Consider the following 17,962-nt stretch of genomic DNA (forward strand, 5'->3'; position numbering starts at 1 on the left):
GAGAGTGTCCTCTCACATTATGTGAGAGTCAACTCTCATAACCCGGGGTGCCTGTGTGCGCCGCCTCACGCCTCGACGAGCAGCTCCCGCAGTCCGCGCATCACGAAGTTCGGCCTTCGCTCGGGTTCGGCGGCCAGGCGCAGGTTCGGGGCCTGGTCCAGCAACGCCCGCATGGATGCGGCGAGTTCGATACGGGCCAGGGGTGCGCCGATGCAGTAGTGGATGCCCGCACTGAAGGAGATGTGGGGGTTCTCCGCCCTGGTCAGGTCGAGTCGTTCGGGGTGGGCGAAGACGGCCGGGTCGTGATTGGCCGACCCGAAGAGCAGCGCGACCTCCGCGCCTCGTTCGATCGTGACGCCGTCGACCTCGATGTCGTCGAGCACCCACCGCTCGAAGAGCTGGAGCGGGGTGTCGTAGCGCATCAGCTCTTCGACGGCTTGGGGGACGAGGTCCTGCGGATTCGCCCGGAGCAGGGCGAGTTGTTCCGGGTGGCGGAAGAGGGCGTGCCAGCCGTTGGTGGTCGCGTTCACGGTGGCCTCGTGGCCCGCGTTGAGGAGCAGGACGCAGGTGGAGATCACCTCCTGTTCGGTGAGGCGTTCCCCGTCCTCGTGGGCGGCGATGAGCCCGGAGAGGAGATCGTCGCCGGGGGTGCGGCGGCGGATGCCGATCAACTCCCGCAGGTAGGCGGTGAATTCGAGCGAGGCGCGGACCGCTCGTTCGGCGGTCTCGGGTGAGGGGTTCAGCTCGTACATGCCGCAGATGTCCGCCGACCAGGGGCGGAGGGGGGCCCGGTCCGACTCGGGGATGCCCAGCATCTGCGCGATCACCGCTACGGGGAGGGGTTCGGCGACGGAGGAGAGGAGGTCGCCGCCACCGTTCACTACGAGGGCCGCCACCAGGTCGGAGGCCAACTGGTCGACGTACGGGATGAGTTGGGTGACGGTGCGAGGGGTGAAGGCTTTCGAGACCAGGCGGCGGATGCGGGTGTGGTCCGGCGCTTCGAGGTCGAGCATGCCGTTGTCGTTGAGGACGTGGAAGGGCTCGTGCTCCGGGGGCGGCGCGGTGCGGCCGAACTCCTCGTGCGTGAAGCGGTGTTGGTACGTACGGCCGAGGCGACGGTCGCGCAGCAGGGCCGAGACGTCGGCGTGGTGGGGGACGAGCCACTGGCGGGTCGGCTCGAACCAGTGGACGCGGCCACGGGCGCGGAGGGTGGCGTAGGCGGGGTAGGGGTCGGCGAGGAAGGTGGGGGACCAGGGGGCGAAGTCGGGCGTGGGGGCGTCTGTGGGGTCGTTCGCGGAGTCGTGCGTGGAGTCGTTCATGGGGGGACGCTAGTTGGCCCTCGGGGCGCTGACCAGCGGAAGGTGCGGAGATGAGGGGTGGGGACTGCGGGGGCGAGTCTGGTTGCGGTCACTGAGGGGGCTACGCCCCTCGCCCCCTGCACGCCCCTCGCCCGCGCGTCCTCAAGCGCCGGACGGGCTGGATTGGGTACGCCAGCCCGTCCTCCAATGCCGGACGGGCTGGATTGGTGCCCCGCGCGTCCTCAAGTGCCGGACGGGCTTGATGGCGCGCCCCGCCCGCCCTCCAGCGCCGGACGGGGTGGACGGCGTGTCCCCGTGCGTTCTCAGGCGCCGGACGGGTCGGACAGGGTCAGGTGCAGCGTCTTCGCGAACTCCTCCGGCTCGCCCTGCTGCCCGAACTCCCCGCCCAGGAAGCCCCCGTGGTGGCTCGGGAACCACGTCGGCGCCAGGCCCAGTTCCTCCGCCAGGGCCACCGCCGCCCGTGCCGTCATCTCGTTCTCCGACTCCCGTCCCGCCCCGATCACGAGCCGCGTGGACGCCGCCCGCAGCGCGGGGAAGTCGGGGCGGTGGCTCGTGCAGTGGCGCATGTTCTGGCCCAGCAGCGCGTCGTCGCGCGTGCCGTCGTCCTCGGTGGGCAGGCCGAATGCGGCAGGGTCGGGGGCGGGCTGGTCCAGCCAGTTCGCCGGGAACGGGCCCTTGTGCATCACCGCCGCGATGAACTTCGCCATCCCGGCCCCGAGCCCGTCGCGCAAGTACGTCGCCCGCATGTCCGCGAAGATCTCCAGCGCGATCTCCCGGTCCGGCAGGACCTCGGCGATCGGCGGCTCGTGCGCGACCAGCGTGCGGATCAGGTCGGGGTGGCGGGCGACCAGGGCCAGCGCGTTGACCGCACCGCCGCTGCTCGCGAAGACGTCGATCGTCTCCGCCCCGACCGCTTCGATCACCGCACGCAGGTCCTCGGCGTGCTCCTCGGGGGTGGTCTCCGTGGCTCCGTCGGTGCGCTTGCTGCGGTCGACGCCCCGGGGGTCGTACGTGATCACCGTACGGTCCGTGAAATGCGCGGCCAGCGAGACGAATCCGGCGGCACTCATGGGCGAGCCGAGCAGGAACAGGGTCCCGCCCTCGCCGGAACCGGGGCGGACGTCATACGTCAGGGTGGCCCCGGCCACGGACAGGGTGTGGGTCTCTGCTGCGGTCATGGTGGACTCCAGGTCGTGTCGTTCGAAAGCGTGTGCGATGTGTGCGTGTGTGGTTCTGGAAGGTAGACCCCGGGGAGGGGCAGAAATCATCGCGCGGACGGCACATCGCGGCATCTTTTCAAGAAGTCCCTGACCGCATCCCTGACCAGGGTCAGCGTACGGACACGGCGCAGATTCACCAGGTACGGCAGTTCACTTCTTGCCCGGGGCCCAGGCCGCCGGGATCAAGCGCATGCGGGTCGCACCCCCCCCCCCGCACCCGGGAGGGGGGCTCGGACTCGGCCGCCGCTTCCTGGCCGAACTGGTGTGACGGGCTGCCCGGCACGGGTTCCGGGCGTTGTTCTACGAGGCAGGGGCGAGAAACACGTCGAAGGCCGCCGGGAGTCGCTCCCAGCCGCGTCGCCCCTCCGCGTACTCCGCGTCCGTCAGCAGGCAGGAGTCGAGCAACCGCTCCAGCCCCTCCCTGTCCAGCCCGGGCGACGTGAACACCAAGTGCTGGCAGCAGTCCCCGTGTTCCGGGTGCCAGTCCAGCGCCGCGGCCGCCCTGCGCATCGGTGACTCCAGATCCCACGCCGCATCCGGCAGCGCCGCCAGCCACGGGCCCGACGCCTCCACGCACAGCGCACCTCCCGCGCAGTCCCACGCGAGAAGGGTGTCCGGCCGGTCGGCGAGCCAGAAGCGCCCCCGGCTGCGTACGGCCCCGCAGCACAGCTCCTCCAGCGCGTCGAAGAGTCTGCCGGGGTGGAACGGGCGGTGCCGGTGCCAGACCAGGGTGCCCACTCCGGACTCCTCCGCGTCCTGGGGGAGCCGGGCGCAGGCCGGATGCTGTGCCGTGGCAGCCGCCTCCACGTCGAACCCCGCGAAGGCCGAGCGCACCAACTCCGCCGAATCCGCGCCGACGTGACGGACCGTCGGGTGGAGTTGCGCGAGCAGTGCCCGGTCCTCCGCGTCGGCGTGGCCCTCGTCGACGAGGGCGAGCACGGACGCGTACTCCAGTTGCCGCGCCCACGTGTCGCCGACCGCCCGCCGGTCGGACGGAGCGACGGCGAGACCCGCTTCCGCGAGGTCGTCCCCGTTGCCCAGGTAGGGGAGTACGAGGGCGGGGTCGACGGCGGTCACCACTCCGGTCAGCGTCAGGGTGTCACCGCCGTGCACCGAGACGACCTCCGCCATCGCCCGGGGCTCCACCGAGTCCCACAGCTCCACGATCGCGAGCCGGGTCAGCCCGAGCGCGGCGATGCGCCGCAGCTCGGGCAGGAGGTCCGCACGCAGTGCACAGCACGCGCAGTCGTTGACCAGCGGGGTGTCGCCGCGGGACAACTCGCCCGTGGCGTCGCGCACCGTGCGCAGCACCGCCCCCGACGTCTGCGCACGGGCCGCCTCCGAGAGGTCGTGATGCAGTGCGACGCTGCTGGGTACGGCCCGCAGGAGGCGGTCGACCACCCGTCGGCGGGCGTCCGAGTGGAGCCCGCCGACGAGCACGACCGCCAGTGGGGGCGGGCCGGGGATTCCCTCGGGCGAGGGTTCCATCAGCGGTTCCCGCGTCGGCCGTAGCGACGCTCGAACTGCTCCACGCGTCCGGCGGTGTCCAGGACGCGCGCGGTGCCCGTGTAGAAGGGGTGGCTCACCGAGGAGATCTCGACGTCGACCACCGGATAGGTGTTGCCGTCCTCCCACTCCACCGTCTTCGTGCTGGTGGCCGTGGAGCGGGTGAGGAAGGTGGTGCCGACTGCCGTGTCGCGGAAGACGACGGGGCCGTAGGCGGGGTGGATTCCGTGCTTCATGAGGAGTCCTTCCGAGGGGTTCGTGTACGGGTGCCGGTGCGCGAACCGGCTGGTGAGCGGAGTCAGCGTTCCTCGCGGAAGTCGACGTGCCGCGTGACCTTCGGGTCGTACTTGCGCAGGGCCAGGCGGTCGGGGGTGTTGCGGCGGTTCTTCCTGGTCACGTAGGTGAAGCCGGTGCCTGCCGTCGAGCGGAGCTTGATGATCGGGCGTACGTCGTTGCGAGCCATGGCGCTACCATACTGAAAACGGGAACCATTTTCAATAGTGTTCCTTCGCGCCGGCCCCGACCAGGGGTCGGTCCTTCGGAGAGGCGCCTGATGGCGAAGAAGAGCAAGATCGCGAAGAACGAGCAGCGCCGGGCCACCGTCGCGCGCCACGCCGCCCGACGCGCCGAGCTGAAAGCCCTCCTACGTGCCCCGGGCACCAGCGAGGCGCAACGCGAGGCGGCCGTGGAGGAGCTGCGCCGCCAGCCGCGCGACGCGAGCGCCACCCGGGTCCGTAACCGGGACGGCGTGGACGGCAGGCCCCGCGGCCATCTGCGGAAGTTCGGGCTCTCCCGGGTGCGGATGCGCGAGCAGGCGCATGCGGGGTTCCTGCCGGGGATCACCAAGTCGTCGTGGTGAAGCCGCGTACCGGGTGAAGCGGGGCGGCGGACGGCCTTCGCCGCACGGGACGGGGCGCACGCCGCTCGGTGCCCGCCCTCTTACCAGCCGATGGTGGGGTGCATCCCGTTGCAGCCCGGTTCCTGGGTAGGGCAGGAGGGGTGCGGCTTGAGCTCCGGCTCCGGCGGCGGCTCGGGCGGGAGCGGCAGCGGTGGCGGGTTGGTGAACGCGACGCAGTCGCAGGTCCGGCAGGGCCCCGCGAAGAGGGGATCGCCGTGCTGGAAGCGTGCGTCGCCGCACTGGCATCTGTACGTCGCCCAGGACATCGTCCCTCGCCCCCGTCGCCGCCGTGGAACCTCCAGGCTAGTGCGCCGCAGCCCTGGCGGCACCTGGCTCGTCGTGCGACGTCGGCCACGGCTGCGGACGGTGTCCGGGGTGCCGCTACCGTGTGACGTGGCCGCGACGCCGCGGAATGATCTCCGTGGCACGGTGGTTGGACGTAACGCGGTGAGTCACTCATTGGTTGATCAGAGGGGAACTTCCATGCAAGAGCGCTTCGACGTCGTCGTCCTCGGCGCGGGGCCCGGTGGCTACGTCGCCGCTGTCCGCGCCGCCCAGCTGGGCAAGAAGGTCGCGGTGGTGGAGGAGAAGTACTGGGGCGGCGTGTGTCTGAACGTCGGCTGCATCCCGACCAAGGCGCTCCTGCGCAATGCCGAGTTGGCACACATCTTCACCCGTGAGGCCAAGACCTTCGGGATCAAGGTCGACGGCGAGGTGTCCTTCGACTACGGCGAGGCGTTCCGGCGCAGCCGCCGCGTCGCGGACGGCCGGGTCAAGGGCGTTCACTTCCTGATGAAGAAGAACGGCATCACGGAGATCGACGGCCGGGGCACCTTCCTCGACGCGAACACCCTCCAGGTCGCCGGGTCCGACGGCACCACGCGGCAGATCTCGTTCGAGAACTGCGTCATCGCGACCGGTGCGACACCGAAGCTGCTGCCCGGCACCGCGCGCAGCGAGCGCGTCGTGACGTACGAGGAGCAGATCCTCGCCGAGGACGTACCGCAGTCGGTCGTCATCGCGGGTGCGGGCGCCATCGGCATCGAGTTCGCGTACGTCCTGCACAACTACGGCGTGAAGGTCACCGTCGTCGAGTTCCTGGACCGGATCGCGCCGCTGGAAGACGCGGACGTCTCCGCCGAACTGGCGAAGCAGTACCGGAAGTTGGGCATCGAGGTGCTCACCTCCACTCGCGTCGAGACGATCGACGAGTCCGGTGCCCAGGTCAAGGTGACGGTCACCGGCAAGGACGGTGCGCAGAAGGTACTGGAGGCCGACAAGGTCCTCCAGGCGATCGGCTTCGCGCCGAACGTCACCGGGTACGGGCTGGAGGCGACCGGCGTCGCCGTCACCGAGCGCGGGGCCATCGACGTCGACGGCCGCTGCCGCACCTCCGTGCCGAACATCTACGCCATCGGCGACGTCACGGCCAAGCTGATGCTCGCGCACACCGCCGAGGCCATGGGGGTCATCGCCGCCGAGACGATCGCGGACGCCGAGACGATGGAACTCGACTACCCGATGATCCCGCGCGCCACCTACTCGCAGCCGCAGATCGCCAGCTTCGGCTGGACCGAGGCGCAGGCCAGGGAGAAGGGCTTCGACGTCAAGGTCGCGAAGTTCCCCTTCACCGCCAACGGCAAGGCGCACGGGCTCGGCGACGTGACGGGCTTCGTGAAGCTCATCAGCGACAACACGCACGGTGAGATCATCGGAGCCCACCTGATCGGCCCCGACGTCACCGAGCTGCTGCCCGAGCTGACGCTGGCTCAGCAGTGGGACCTCACCGTCCACGAGGTCGCGCGCAACGTGCACGCGCACCCGACGCTGGGTGAAGCGGTCAAGGAAGCGGTGCACGGGCTCGCCGGGCACATGATCAACTTCTGATCGGCCGCGGTTCGTTCTGATTCTCCGCATGCTCCGAAGGGCGGCTCCGGGCGGCTTCCCGGGGCCGCCCTTCGGTTGGTGAGTCTGCGATCAGGGGTTGTACGACGAGGAGTTGTACGGCCGCGAGCGCCGCGCACAGTACGGCCGGGACCGCCCAGGTGAGCGTCACGCCCGCATGGGTGAGGAGCTGCGTCGCGACGACGGGAGCTACGACGGTGGCGATGCCCCAGCTGACTCCGTACGCGGCGAGATAGCGGTCGGTGCCGTGCGGCGGTGCGATGCCCGCCACCACCGTGAACACGCGCCCCATGACCAACGCGTCCCCCAGACCCCACGCGACGGTGGCGAGCACGAAGGAGGGCAGGTCGCGGGCGACGGCGTACCAGGCGAGACCGCACGCCATCAGGACGTAACCGAGTGCCAGGGCCCGGGACGACGACATCGCGGCCAGGCGGCGCAGGCGCAGGGCGGGCTGGGCGGCGACGATGGTCAGCGCCGAGGTGGTGAACAGGAGCCCGGCGTCGGCGGGTTCGAAGCCGCGCCGGTCGAGCGTGAGCGGCAGCGCCATCATGACCTGCATCGCGACGAGGGCGAAGACCGTGCCGGGGACGAACATCGCCCACAGGGTCCGGTCGCGCCACGGGTGCACGAGGGCTCCCCGGTTCCCGGCGCTCCCGGTTTTCGGCCGGAGGTGGTCGGCGGGCAGGACGAGGTGCAGGACCAGGGCGCAGATCAGGCAGGTGAGCGCGTCGGCGACGAAGAGCCAGCGCAGGTCCCACCGGCCCAGACCCGCGGCGATCAGCCCGGCACCGGTGCCGCCCACCGCGAGTGCGGCGTTCAGCAGGCCGTACGCGCGTACCCGCAGGGCAGGGGGCACGGCGTCGGCGATCATGGCCTGGCTCGGGGCTTCGTACAGCTCGAAGGCCAGCCCGAGGAGGATCGCGAACACGGCCACGGTGGCCAGGGACCCGGCTGCGGCGACGCCGAGCTGGGCGAGGCCGCAGCCGGTCAGGCCGAGCACGATGGTGCGGCGGCGGCCGATGCGGGCGGAGAGGCGGCCGCCGGCCAGCCGGGACGGGATCGTCGCGAGGCCGAACGCGGCGGACAGCAGTCCGGCGGTCGCCGCGCCCGCGCCGTACTCGGTACTGATCAGGACGGTGAGGAAGGGGAGGGAGAAGGCGCCGAGGCGATTGATCGCGCGGGCCGTCACCAACAGCCATACGGTGCGCGGCAGGTGGTCTCGTGCCGGTTCGGGGTGTGGCATCTGGTTCCCTTCGCTGACGACAGCGCGGGTGGGGGCGCGTACGGGGGCGCTCGCGCGTGACTGTCGAATCAAGTAACGTCAGGTACGAGAAGAGAAGTTATGCCGGAAGGGGTGACTGGTCAAGTGATGTTCGACAGTCACGTGGTGGCGCGGCTGGAGCATGCCGTGGCGCTCGTGAACGCCCTCACCGACGGCGAGGCGCGGGGTCGTCCGTATGCCGCGCCCGGTGGGACGGAGAGGTGGGCGGCCATCGAGGCGGCCGTGCCGCAGGACGGGACATCGGCCCTCGCGCGCACGGCGGACGGTACGCAGGCGGAGCTCCTCGCGGAGACGGCGCGGCGCATGCGGGAGGTCTTCGAGGCGGTCCAGGCAGGGGAGTTGGACGTCGCGGCCGACGTGGTGAACGCGCTGCTGCACGCCACGAGCGCCCGTCCGAGGCTGGACCGGGGTGCGGGCGGCGACTGGCAGCTGCACTTCCACGGAGCGAACGACTCCTTCGCGTCGGGCGTCGGCGCGAGCTGCGCGACCGCGCTGGCACTGGCGGTGGGCGGAGGGCTGGCGGAGCGGCTCGGCGTGTGCCAGGCGGAACGCTGTGACCGGGTCTATACGGACACCTCGCGCAATGGGGTACGGCAATTCTGCTCGACGGCCTGCCAGAACAGGACCAAGGCGGCGGCCTTCCGGGCGCGGAAGGGGGCGGCGGGCTGAGGGGTGAGGGGTGGGAAGGGCATAGCTGTCCGGGGGTCGGAGGCTTTAGGGTCGGTCCCCGTGACCGAACAGACTGCGTACCTCGCCACGACCGCCGACGCCTACGACTCCGTCGCCACCCTCTACGCCGATCTCTTCCGTGACGCGCTCGACGGCTCCCCGCTGGACCGGGCGGTGCTCGCCGCCTTCGCCGAGTTCGTACGGGGCGGGGCCGTCGCCGAACTGGGCTGCGGGCCCGGGGCGGTGACCGCGCATCTGCGGGACCTCGGGCTCGACGTGTTCGGCGTGGACCTGTCGCCCGCGATGATCGGGATCGCCCGGGAGGCGTACCCGGAACTGCGGTTCGAGGTCGGATCCATGGAGGCCCTCGACGCCTTGGGCGTGGCGGACGGGGCGTTGCGCGGGATTCTCTCGTGGTACTCGCTCATCCACGTACCGCCGGAGCAACTGCCCGCGTACTTCGCGGAGTTCCGGCGTGTCATCGAAGGAGGCGGGCATCTTCTACTCGGCTTCTTCGAGGCGGAGGGGGACCCCGTGACGCCGTTCGACCACAAGGTGACCACGGCCTACCGGTGGCCGGTCGACGCACTCGCGGGGCTGGCCGCCGAGGCCGGATTCGTCGAGGTGGCGCGGATGCTGCGGCAGCCGGGGGAGGGGCAGCGGTTCCGGCAGGGGTGCTTGTTGATGCGCCAGGGGTGAGGGGGCAAGGGTGATGGGCCAGGACGTCTCAGGGCGCCGTGCGCGGCCCGATGCATCCACCCGCATCCGCATCCGCACCCGCATCCGCACCACCGGTACCCGCTCGTGCGTGCCGACCTGACGGGACACCACCGCGAACAGCCCTTCCAGGAGGGCCTGTTGCCAGTGGCGCTGTCGGGTCGTGACGAAGAGCTCGTCGGCCAGCTCGGGAGCCGTCTCGCTCTCCCGGTGCGCGCCGTTCAAGGGCTGTGAGTTGACGCAGAAGTCGTCAGCCCTGGAAGGGAGTTGGCGGCCCATCTCCTGCGCGTCCGATCGCCAGCTCGCGCCGGGCGCGTTCGACGCGGCGCAGGAAGATCGCGCCGTACGCTGGAGCGTGGCAGGGTTCTGCGGTGACTGATGCGAGTGAAACCGTTGACAGCACCGATGCGATTGCCGTGGTCGAGCCGTTCGTGCCGCAGCGCGCGGTCCCCGGCGACCTTGCTGCCTGGTGTTCCGTGTTCAGCGAAGGGAACCGCGAGTCGTCAGGCAGCTCGGCGAGCCCCGCCGTGCTCGCCGAGCTGCTTCTCGCTGAAGATCCGCCCGCGATGCGCTGGGCCGTGAGAAGTGGAAGGGGCGGGGGCGCGATGCGGGCGGTCGCTGAGCTGAAGCCGCAGCCACATCAGGAGGACACCGCATTTCTGCGGCTGTTCGTGGCGCCCTCCGCCCGCCGCCGTGGTCTCGGATCCGCCCTGCTCGCCCACGCGATGCGGGGTGCGGCCGGGGCCGGAACGGCCCGAGTGCAGGCCACCGTGCTCGGCGGGCCGCCGGGGGAGCCGTTCGCCCGCACCGTACCCGGGATGCGTGTGCTTCTGCCCCTGGAGTTGCAGGAGCAGCCGTTGGCGGAGGACCGGGTGGTGCGTCGCTGCCGGGAGTTGGCGGAGTGTCCGCCTCCGGGGGTACGGGCTCGGGGATATCGGGTGGTGCACTGGCTCGGTGTGGCTCCGGAGCCGCTGGTCGCTTCCTTCGGGCGGGTGATGGGGCACGTCATGGACGCTCCGGGAGCCGCGATGCAGCTGGCCGCCAGGACCTGGGACGCCGCCGCGGTACGGGAGTGGGAGGCGCGGATGACGGAGGGCGGCGACCGGCTGATGGTGTGCGCGGCCGTGGGCCCGGCCACTGGGGTGGTCGTCGCCGTGACGGTGGCCACCGTTCCGCCGGGCGGCGGCCCGGCGGCCGATCAGCACGACACCGCCGTCGCCCCCGGGCACCGGGGCCACGGGCTGGCCCGCTGGGTGAAGGCGGCGCAGGCCGTCCGGATGAGCGAGTGCTTCCCCGGAGTGCTCACCGTCACCTCGACCGTCCACCGGGAGAACCTGTCGATGGCGGCCGTGAACCGGGCGTTGGGCTACCGCTCGGTCCGTACCAGGCTGCTGGTGGAGGCTCCGGTGGTGTGCTGAGCGAGGCCGGAAGCCAGCCGTGCCGCGCCGCGCATTGCGTTGGCAAGGAAAAGGTAAAGCAATGGCTGTGCAAAGAACCTTGAGGTCGGTCATGTGATGCGCGTAGACAGGGCGCGACCTGCAACGACCTTCGTCGTTCCGCCGTCGCCCCTCGCCATCAACCCTCATCCACCCCTTTCAACTCTCTTCAACTCTCATCAACGGAGATCGAGTCATGACGCGTTGGAACACCCGTATCGCCGGACTGACCGCCACCCTCGCCCTCGCGGGAGGGGCCGTCTACGGGACGGGCGTGGCGAGCGCCGACAACGCGCCGCAACAGCAGCAGCCCGCCGCCGCGAAGAGCCGCCCGGGTGCCCACGAGCCGCAGAACATCGCCGACCTGGTCACCCAGATCGACCGCTACTACGGCGGGACGAAGAACGCCGACGGCACCTGGAGCGCCTCCGCGAACAGCCCCTACGCGCACGACGTGCACCAGGTCGAGAAGGCCGCCAAGAAGCACCTCGCCGAAGCGGGCAAGAAGGGCGTGCGGCACGGCAAGAAGCCCGCCGTGGTCCTCGACGTCGACGACACCATGCTCCTGACGTACGACTACGAGAAGGCGACGAACTTCACCTACGGCACCAAGACCTTCACGGACTACGTGAGCAAGGCCGACCGTGGGCCCGTCTACGGCATGCCCGAGCTCGTCAACTACGCGAAGAGCAAGGGCGTCGAGGTCTTCTTCCTCACCGGCTCCGCCGAGGACGTGCGGGCCCCGTTCGCGAAGAACCTCGCCAAGGTCGGCGTCAAGACCCCGCTCGACCGCACCCACCTCTTCCTCAAGGACAAGGTGAACCCGCCCGCGTACCTGAAGGAGGCGTGCGGCTCGGGCGACGCGTGGAAGTGCGACGGCGCCCAGTACAAGGCCGCCACCCGCAAGTACATAGAGTCCCGGGGCTACGACCTGGTCGCCAGCATCGGCGACCAGGACTCGGACTTCACCGGCGGCTACGCGGATCGCACCTTCAAGCTGCCGAACCCGATGTACAAGGTCAGCTAGGCACCGCGTACGAGTAGGCACCGCGTACGAGCAGGCACCGCGTACGAGCAGGCACCGCGTACGAGGTCCGCGCCCGGCGCACCGTCCGTCAGGCGAGGCGTGCGGGCCTCAGGCGTACTGCCCCGGCCGGTAGTCGCCCGCAGGGTTCTGCGTGATGACGTTCACCCGGTTCAGCGCGTTGAGGACGGCGATGGCCGCGATCAGCGCGCAGAGCTCGTCCTCGGTGTAGTGCTTGGCGGCGTTCGCCCACACGTCGTCCGGTACGCCACCGGCCGCGTCGGCGATCCGGGTGCCCTGCTCCGCCAGCTCCAGGGCGGCCCGCTCCGCCTCGGTGAACACCGGGGCCTCGCGCCAGACCGCCACCAGATTGATCCGTACGGAACTCTCCCCGGCGTGCGCGGCGTCCTTGGTGTGCATGTCGACGCAGTAGCCGCAGCCGTTGATCTGGCTGATCCGGAGCGCGACCAACTCCCTTGTGGCGGCCGGTATCTGGTGGGCGATGGCCATGCCCGCGGAGACGAGGCCCTTGAGAGCCTTGGATCCGACGGGGTTGGACATGAAGTCGATACGGGATTCCATCGTGATCTCCTCGATGCGCTGGGGCTCTCGCACCGTCGCGGTGCGGGAGCGCTGCCCGGGACGCCGTGCGTTCCGTCCCAGCCCTTACGACGAGACAGCTTCAAGGAATGTGAGGCGCGGACCCCAGGGAATTCCGGCTGCCGCGACGGCCTCACATTCCGGGGGCCTGCTCCGTCGTAGGAGTGGAGACTCTCGCCACCGTCCCCGCACCGACCCGCGCGATCGAGGGAGCAGCACCCCATGCACACGCCGCCCGAGGCTCTCGACCCGACCCTGAGCGCGATCGTCAGCGAGCGCCGCAGGCTCATCAACCTCGCCTACCGCCTGCTGGGCTCGCTGGCCGACGCCGAGGACGTCGTGCAGGAGGCGTACACCCGCTGGTACGCCATGAGCCGCGCGCAGCAGGACGCCATCGAGTCCCCGGGCGGCTGGCTCACCACGGTCGCGAGCCGCATCTGCCTCGACCTGCTCGGCTCGGCGCGGGTACGGCGCGAGAGTTACGTGGGCGAGTGGCTGCCGGAGCCGCTGCCGGACCACGCGGAGTGGGCCGACGGAAGCGGGGGCCGCAGGCCGGTCGACCCGGCCGACCGGGTCACGCTCGACGAGTCGGTCAACATGGCCCTCCTCGTCGTGCTCGACGCGATGACCCCGGCCGAACGCGTCGTGTTCGTCCTGCACGACGTGTTCCGCTACTCCTTCGCCGAGGTGGCGGAGATCGTCGGCCGCTCCCCGGCCGCCTGCCGCCAGCTCGCCACTTCCGCCCGCCGCCGGGTCGACGTGTCGCGGGCGACGATCACCCCGGCCGCGCAACAGGCTTCACTCGTACGGCAGTTCAAGCAGGCGTGGGAGGAGAAGGACATAGCCGCCCTGATCAACCTTCTCGACCCGGACGCCATGGGCCTCGCCGACGGCGGCGGAGTGGTCAACGCGGCACCGCCCACCGGGGGCAGCGAGCGGATCGCCCGCTACCTGGTCGCCATGCTGGACCTGGTACCGGGCCTGCGACTGCTGGAGCGGACGGTGAACGGTCAGCCGGGGCTGGTCGTCCAGCAGGAAGGGGTCACGTCGACGGTGATCGCGTTCGACGTCGAGGGTGACCGGATCACACGCTTCTGGGCGATGCGGAACCCGGAGAAGCTCCGCCCCTGGACGGCGGGCTGACCTTCGCGTGGTGCTGGCTGATGCGGGGTGCAGCCCTCTGCGCGGCGCCGGCCTTCGCGTCGCGCGGCGGTGACACCGGCCGGATTCCCTCAACCCTCCGGCTGGTTCACCGCGTGCGGGCCGTCGCCCAGCGTCTGCACCCCGGTGAGCTGCCAGCCGCTGCCGGGGGCGGGGGTGAAGGTGAGTCGGTGCTCCGACCGGAACGCGGTGAGGGGCGGTTCGCCCCCGCCGGACTGTCGGTAGGACAGCTCGGTGTCCTCGACCGCGACCACGACGACTCGGCCGCGCGTGACGGACACCGACTCCACCGCCACCCGGGTGGACGCGCCCTCGTACGCCTCCCGAGCATCGGCGAGTGCCGTCCGACGCTCCGTCAACTCAGCCCCGATCGCGGTCTCTTCACGTACCTGATCCGAGGAGACCCGCACTTCCCCCTCCTGCGGCAGTGGTACGTCCGCGGGGTCGGCCCCCTCCACGAGGTGCGCCGTCCGGTGCTCCAGTACGCGCTGCGCCACGGCCTCGAAGGCTTTCGTGCCGGGTACGCCCCTGCCCGGCGCGTCCGGTCCCCTGCCGACGGCGGTCGACTCCGGCGCGAGGGTGACGGCCAGCACCAGGGCCAGGCATGCGCCCCCAGCGGACCTGCCGATACGCGTTGCCATGCTGCTCCACCCCTCGAAGGGCCACCGACGGGCCCGCCGGGTCGCCACAGCATGACGGCCCCGGGGGGTGTCTTCAAGGGGGCACCCCTTCGTCAATAGAGGTTGACGAGGGAGCGCGGGTCAATCTAAGTTGACGCAATGAGCGATGACCTGCTGCTTCTCTGCGGGGTGGCCAGCGGCCCCCTCTTCACCGCCGTGTACTTGCTGACGGGTGCGCTGCGTCCGGACTACAACTCCCTTCGCCATCCGGTCAGTTCGCTCAGCATCGGCCGTACGGGCTGGGTCCAGGTCGTCAACTTCCTTGGCTGTGCGGTCCTGTTGTCCTCGGCCTTCGCCGTGGGGCTCTGGCGGGAAGGGCCTTCGCGCTGGGGGGCCGTACTGATCGGCCTATGGGCGGTCGGCCTGCTGGGGGCGGGGATCTTCCGGGCCGATCCGGTACGCGGATATCCGCCGGGCTCTCCCGATCGGATCGAACGTCCCACCCGGGTCGGGACCCTGCACGACGCGTTCTCCATGGCCGCGTTCCTCGGCCTGATCGCGGCCTGCTTCGTGTACGCGCCCCACGGTTCGGCGGGGTGGACGGCGTACTCGATCGCCTCCGGCGTCCTCTTCGCGGGAGCGATGGGGTGGTCGAGTGCCGCGTTCAGCGGGTCCCCGCGCATGGCCGGTTTCGGCGGGCTGCTCCAGCGGGTCGCGCTCGTCGTCGGCTGCGGCTGGCTGACCGTGCTCGCCCTGCGCACCCTGTACCCGTGAAAATGCCGCAGGCCGCTCCAGGCGGCCCGTTAACCTGACGATCATGGCGGACTGGGAGATACGGCAGGCGACGGCGGGAGACCTCGAAGCGCTGGTCGAGGTGCGGGCCGTGGTGATGCGGCCGGACCTGGAGCGGCTCGGCGTGTACGACCCGGACCGGGTACGGCAGCGGATGCGCGACGCGTACGAACCGGAGCACACCTGGGTCGTCGAGGTGGCCGGAACGCTCGCCGGATGTCTGGCGCTGCGCCCGGCCGACGACGGCCACTGGCTGGAGCACTTCTACCTGGAGCCGCACCTCCAGGGCACCGGCATCGGTACCTCGCTGCTGCGCGAACTGCTGGAGCGGACCGACCGCGAGGGCCATGTCGTCCGGCTGAACGTGCTCCGGGGGAGTCCCGCCCGGCGCCTGTACGAGCGCTTCGGGTTCACGCTGGAGACGGAGGACCCGGTGGACGTGTATCTGGTGCGGCAGCCGGTCCCCGTCGGCTGAGGAACGGACGGTCGGCGGGGACCGGCCGCCGGGCGGTCAGTCCTTGCGGGCCGTCGCGCGGGTCAGTGCCCGCAGCGCCGACTCCAGCGGGCCGTACCGCAGCGCGGTCGTGGCGAAGCAGCGCTCCCAGACCCAGCAGCCGACCAGCGCCGCCACGCAGAACCACATCAGCGGAACCCAGCCGGTCACACCGTGGGCGAAGCTGAAGAGCGCGATGGCGTGGAGGGTGTACACGGACAGCGCCATGGTGCCCACCACGGCCAACGGGCGCAGGACCGTGGCCACCGTGCGGACCCGGACGGCCAGCAGGCACAGCCCGATCAGAGCCGCTCCGACACCCACGTTGCCCAGCGTCTCGAAGGGCGTCTGGCTGTAGGGCCCGGAGAGCAGCAGCCAGTGCCAGTCGGTCGAGGGGATCGCGCCGAACTGGCGGGCGAGTACGGACACCACCGGGTCCTCCCGGTCCAGCGCCCAGGCGTGGTGGCGGGCGATGGCCTCGAGGATGGCCTGTCGGCCGCCGCCGTGATCCACCAGGAGCCAGGAGGTCCCGTACCCGACGACGGCGGTCACCGTTCCCCAGACCGCCAGCTTGACGGCGGGCTTGCGGCGGTGCACGTCCACGAGCCTGCCCAGCGCGAGACCCACGACGACGTACGGGAAGTACGTGAGGAACGGGTACGCGCCGCTGAGCAGCGTCTTGTCGAGGAGGTCCACGACGCCGGAGAAACTGGTCAGGTCCTCGGGCCGGGGGATTCCGCCGCGCCCGGAGACGCGGTAACCGGCCAGCGGGCCGAGCACGTACGAGAGGACCGGGCCCAGGACGATGCCTGTCGCCGCGAGGACGGTGAGCGCCCGGGGGCGGAGCCGGGTGAAGGGCTCTGCGGCCAGGAAGTAGGCCGCGTAGAAGGTCAGGATGCCGAGTATCCCCCGGCCCGGCGCGGCGAGGGCGAGGCCCAGCAGCGCCAGTACCGTGCAGCGCACCGCGACGGCCCGGAAGCCGCCGGGCGTGCGGCGCGGCTGGCGGCCGCCGTTCGCGAGGGCCAGCGAGAACCCGGCTATCAGGGTGAAGACGGCCGGGGCCCGGCCGTCGGCCGCGACCATGAGCAGGCGCGCTCCGCGCAGTTCGGCGTCGGGGCCGACGTGCGCGGCGAACATGGCGAGAATGGCCACCGCGCGCGCCACGTCCACACCGATCAGGCGGCGGGCGGGTGCGGAGGCGGCGGGTGGTGTGACAGGTGGGGCGGAGGCGGTAGCGGGTGCGGTCTGGGTCATGTGTGGCTCGTGGTTTCTGGTTGGTCATGCGCGTCGGGTGCCACTGACCGCCGTACGTGCGGTCTTCCCCCGACGTCCGATCAGCGCGCACCCGCGTCCGGTGTGGGTGCGAGCATTACCTTACTTATCCACTCCAACGAGCCCTCGCGCGTTCCCCGGACGCAGCTCCTGCACGTACACGTCGGGGACGTCCGGGCCCGTGCGTGCGACGAGGCGTTCGGCGAGTCTCTCCGGATTGCCGGCGGCGAACTCCCGGGTCGGCCATCGCCGGGCTGGCGCAGGCAAAGGGGCACGGACGTCCCCTCCTCGCCCAGGCCGTCGTCCGTCAGGATCAGCCGGTGCGGCACTGGATCGCTGGGTCCTGGAAGGCTTGGACGAGAGCCGGTGAGCATGACGGGCGTGATCAAGTAGGGCGTGCGGGCGGCTTCTCAGCGCAGCCGGGCGTGCAGGTGGCCCTTGTGGGGGTACGCGGGCGGCAGCGGGGCGAGCACCGCCTCCAGGGCGTAGCCGCACTTCTCCGCGACTCGGCACGAGGGCTCGTTCGGTACGGAGTGCAGGAGTTCCAGGCGCGTCACCGGCAGGGTGCTGTGCGGGCCGAGGGCCCAGTCGGACACTGCCGCCAGGGCGCGGGGTGCGATGCCCCGGCCCCTGGCAGCGGCCGACGTCCAGTAGCCCACCTCGGCGGAGGGGCTGTCGGGGGTGCCCGTTCGCTTGAGCGCGATGTGACCGAGCGGGCGGGCAGGGGGCTCTCCCGGTGCCGTGTTCTCCAGGACGGCGAAGCTGAGGCGGGTGCCCGCCGACCGGCCCTCGGACTGGGCGTCGATCCAGCCGAGCGCCTGCGCCTCGTCGTCCAGGTGGTGGACGAGCCAGCGGCGCAGCAGGGGGTCCCGGTGGGCCGTGACGAGGTCCGGCGCGTCGTCGTGCCGCCACGGGCGCAGGGTCAATGCGGGGGCGGACGAGGTCGGTTCGACGGAGAGCGTCACGGTCGGCATGAGGGTCCTCGGGCGTGCGGCGTCGGCGGACGGGGATTTGTCGAGGAATCTACCCCGGGGGTACGGGGGCC

Annotated in this window: 19 protein-coding genes; 9 read left to right on the plus strand and 10 right to left on the minus strand. The window is 71.2% G+C overall.

Annotated elements, in window-relative coordinates; genetic code table 11:
* Positions 1-65: 65 nt before the first annotated feature.
* The 5 genes from OG897_RS27780 to rpmG form a co-directional block, all read right to left on the minus strand.
* Positions 66-1,319 (minus strand): cytochrome P450, encoded by a 1,254-nt coding sequence (locus OG897_RS27780; RefSeq protein ID WP_266660854.1) that lies wholly within the window; start codon positions 1,317-1,319, stop codon positions 66-68.
* A gap of 302 nt (positions 1,320-1,621) precedes the next feature.
* Positions 1,622-2,497, minus strand: a complete 876-nt coding sequence (locus OG897_RS27785) for an alpha/beta fold hydrolase (protein ID WP_266660856.1) — start codon at positions 2,495-2,497, stop codon at positions 1,622-1,624.
* A 342-nt stretch (positions 2,498-2,839) separates the two neighbouring features.
* Entirely contained in the window at positions 2,840-4,027 is a 1,188-nt protein-coding gene (locus OG897_RS27790; RefSeq protein ID WP_266660858.1) for a GTP-binding protein, read from the minus strand.
* A complete protein-coding gene (locus OG897_RS27795) occupies positions 4,027-4,281 on the minus strand; it encodes a type B 50S ribosomal protein L31 (protein ID WP_266660860.1) in 255 nt (84 codons plus the stop codon). Before OG897_RS27795 ends, OG897_RS27790 begins: the two co-directional genes overlap by 1 nt.
* A gap of 62 nt (positions 4,282-4,343) precedes the next feature.
* On the minus strand, positions 4,344-4,508 hold the full coding sequence (gene rpmG / locus OG897_RS27800; RefSeq protein WP_266660862.1) for a 50S ribosomal protein L33: 165 nt from the start codon (positions 4,506-4,508) through the stop codon (positions 4,344-4,346).
* A gap of 90 nt (positions 4,509-4,598) precedes the next feature.
* Here rpmG and rpsN point away from each other — a divergent pair, with 90 nt between their 5' ends.
* Together rpsN and lpdA are read left to right on the plus strand one after the other, a co-directional pair.
* Positions 4,599-4,904 carry a 30S ribosomal protein S14 gene (gene rpsN / locus OG897_RS27805; protein WP_266660864.1) on the plus strand — a complete coding sequence of 102 codons (306 nt, stop codon included), beginning with the start codon at positions 4,599-4,601 and terminating at the stop codon, positions 4,902-4,904.
* A gap of 522 nt (positions 4,905-5,426) precedes the next feature.
* On the plus strand, positions 5,427-6,830 hold the full coding sequence (gene lpdA, locus OG897_RS27810) for a dihydrolipoyl dehydrogenase (protein ID WP_266660866.1): 1,404 nt from the start codon (positions 5,427-5,429) through the stop codon (positions 6,828-6,830).
* On the opposite strand, the gene OG897_RS27815 is transcribed toward lpdA, so the two are convergent.
* Positions 6,820-8,094 (minus strand): MFS transporter, encoded by a 1,275-nt coding sequence (locus tag OG897_RS27815; RefSeq protein ID WP_266660868.1) that lies wholly within the window; start codon positions 8,092-8,094, stop codon positions 6,820-6,822. The genes lpdA and OG897_RS27815 overlap by 11 nt on opposite strands.
* A gap of 111 nt (positions 8,095-8,205) precedes the next feature.
* Between OG897_RS27815 and OG897_RS27820 the strand changes: the two genes are divergently transcribed.
* The 4 genes from OG897_RS27820 to OG897_RS27835 all read left to right on the plus strand — a co-directional run bounded on the left by OG897_RS27820 (position 8,206) and on the right by OG897_RS27835 (position 11,982).
* Positions 8,206-8,802: a CGNR zinc finger domain-containing protein gene (locus OG897_RS27820; protein ID WP_266660870.1), complete on the plus strand. Its 597-nt coding sequence runs from the start codon at positions 8,206-8,208 to the stop codon at positions 8,800-8,802.
* Between the two features lie 60 nt (positions 8,803-8,862).
* Entirely contained in the window at positions 8,863-9,501 is a 639-nt protein-coding gene (locus OG897_RS27825; protein WP_266660872.1) for a trans-aconitate 2-methyltransferase, read from the plus strand.
* Between the two features lie 389 nt (positions 9,502-9,890).
* Positions 9,891-10,937: a GNAT family N-acetyltransferase gene (locus OG897_RS27830; protein ID WP_266660874.1), complete on the plus strand. Its 1,047-nt coding sequence runs from the start codon at positions 9,891-9,893 to the stop codon at positions 10,935-10,937.
* A 214-nt stretch (positions 10,938-11,151) separates the two neighbouring features.
* Entirely contained in the window at positions 11,152-11,982 is an 831-nt protein-coding gene (locus OG897_RS27835; protein ID WP_266660876.1) for an HAD family acid phosphatase, read from the plus strand.
* Positions 11,983-12,090: 108 nt separating this feature from the next.
* Here the strand turns inward: OG897_RS27835 and OG897_RS27840 are convergent, their stop codons facing one another.
* Positions 12,091-12,561: a carboxymuconolactone decarboxylase family protein gene (locus tag OG897_RS27840; RefSeq protein WP_266660878.1), complete on the minus strand. Its 471-nt coding sequence runs from the start codon at positions 12,559-12,561 to the stop codon at positions 12,091-12,093.
* A 240-nt stretch (positions 12,562-12,801) separates the two neighbouring features.
* Between OG897_RS27840 and sigJ the strand changes: the two genes are divergently transcribed.
* Positions 12,802-13,722, plus strand: coding sequence for an RNA polymerase sigma factor SigJ (sigJ, locus tag OG897_RS27845; RefSeq protein ID WP_266660880.1), 921 nt, complete (start codon positions 12,802-12,804; stop codon positions 13,720-13,722).
* Positions 13,723-13,811: 89 nt separating this feature from the next.
* Here sigJ and OG897_RS27850 read toward each other — a convergent pair whose 3' ends face one another.
* The gene (locus tag OG897_RS27850; protein WP_266660882.1) at positions 13,812-14,381 is read right to left on the minus strand and encodes a hypothetical protein; all 570 of its coding nucleotides are present in this window, start codon (positions 14,379-14,381) and stop codon (positions 13,812-13,814) included.
* 138 nt (positions 14,382-14,519) lie between these two features.
* Here OG897_RS27850 and OG897_RS27855 point away from each other — a divergent pair, with 138 nt between their 5' ends.
* Both OG897_RS27855 and OG897_RS27860 read left to right on the plus strand, forming a co-directional pair.
* Positions 14,520-15,134 carry a DUF998 domain-containing protein gene (locus OG897_RS27855; protein WP_266660884.1) on the plus strand — a complete coding sequence of 205 codons (615 nt, stop codon included), beginning with the start codon at positions 14,520-14,522 and terminating at the stop codon, positions 15,132-15,134.
* 43 nt (positions 15,135-15,177) lie between these two features.
* Complete coding sequence (locus OG897_RS27860; RefSeq protein ID WP_266660886.1) at positions 15,178-15,627, plus strand: GNAT family N-acetyltransferase; 450 nt, start codon at positions 15,178-15,180, stop codon at positions 15,625-15,627.
* Between the two features lie 36 nt (positions 15,628-15,663).
* On the opposite strand, the gene OG897_RS27865 is transcribed toward OG897_RS27860, so the two are convergent.
* Entirely contained in the window at positions 15,664-16,899 is a 1,236-nt protein-coding gene (locus OG897_RS27865; protein WP_266660888.1) for a heparan-alpha-glucosaminide N-acetyltransferase domain-containing protein, read from the minus strand.
* A 428-nt stretch (positions 16,900-17,327) separates the two neighbouring features.
* Positions 17,328-17,891, minus strand: a complete 564-nt coding sequence (locus tag OG897_RS27870; protein WP_266660890.1) for a GNAT family N-acetyltransferase — start codon at positions 17,889-17,891, stop codon at positions 17,328-17,330.
* Between the last annotated feature and the right edge of the window lie 71 nt (positions 17,892-17,962).

It is taken from the genome of Streptomyces sp. NBC_00237, assembly GCF_026342435.1.
Taxonomy (GTDB): Bacteria; Actinomycetota; Actinomycetes; order Streptomycetales; family Streptomycetaceae; genus Streptomyces.

Bases quoted from the DNA above. Each gene is read 5' to 3' on its own strand.
- OG897_RS27780 (WP_266660854.1), bottom strand. From the start codon at position 1,319: ATGAACGACTCCACGCACGACTCCGCGAACGACCCCACAGACGCCCCC.
- OG897_RS27785 (WP_266660856.1), bottom strand. From the start codon at position 2,497: ATGACCGCAGCAGAGACCCACACCCTGTCCGTGGCCGGGGCCACCCTG.
- OG897_RS27790 (WP_266660858.1), bottom strand. From the start codon at position 4,027: ATGGAACCCTCGCCCGAGGGAATCCCCGGCCCGCCCCCACTGGCGGTC.
- OG897_RS27795 (WP_266660860.1), bottom strand. From the start codon at position 4,281: ATGAAGCACGGAATCCACCCCGCCTACGGCCCCGTCGTCTTCCGCGAC.
- rpmG (WP_266660862.1), bottom strand. From the start codon at position 4,508: ATGGCTCGCAACGACGTACGCCCGATCATCAAGCTCCGCTCGACGGCA.
- rpsN (WP_266660864.1), top strand. From the start codon at position 4,599: ATGGCGAAGAAGAGCAAGATCGCGAAGAACGAGCAGCGCCGGGCCACC.
- lpdA (WP_266660866.1), top strand. From the start codon at position 5,427: ATGCAAGAGCGCTTCGACGTCGTCGTCCTCGGCGCGGGGCCCGGTGGC.
- OG897_RS27815 (WP_266660868.1), bottom strand. From the start codon at position 8,094: ATGCCACACCCCGAACCGGCACGAGACCACCTGCCGCGCACCGTATGG.
- OG897_RS27835 (WP_266660876.1), top strand. From the start codon at position 11,152: ATGACGCGTTGGAACACCCGTATCGCCGGACTGACCGCCACCCTCGCC.
- OG897_RS27840 (WP_266660878.1), bottom strand. From the start codon at position 12,561: ATGGAATCCCGTATCGACTTCATGTCCAACCCCGTCGGATCCAAGGCT.
- sigJ (WP_266660880.1), top strand. From the start codon at position 12,802: ATGCACACGCCGCCCGAGGCTCTCGACCCGACCCTGAGCGCGATCGTC.
- OG897_RS27850 (WP_266660882.1), bottom strand. From the start codon at position 14,381: ATGGCAACGCGTATCGGCAGGTCCGCTGGGGGCGCATGCCTGGCCCTG.
- OG897_RS27855 (WP_266660884.1), top strand. From the start codon at position 14,520: ATGAGCGATGACCTGCTGCTTCTCTGCGGGGTGGCCAGCGGCCCCCTC.
- OG897_RS27860 (WP_266660886.1), top strand. From the start codon at position 15,178: ATGGCGGACTGGGAGATACGGCAGGCGACGGCGGGAGACCTCGAAGCG.
- OG897_RS27865 (WP_266660888.1), bottom strand. From the start codon at position 16,899: ATGACCCAGACCGCACCCGCTACCGCCTCCGCCCCACCTGTCACACCA.
- OG897_RS27870 (WP_266660890.1), bottom strand. From the start codon at position 17,891: ATGCCGACCGTGACGCTCTCCGTCGAACCGACCTCGTCCGCCCCCGCA.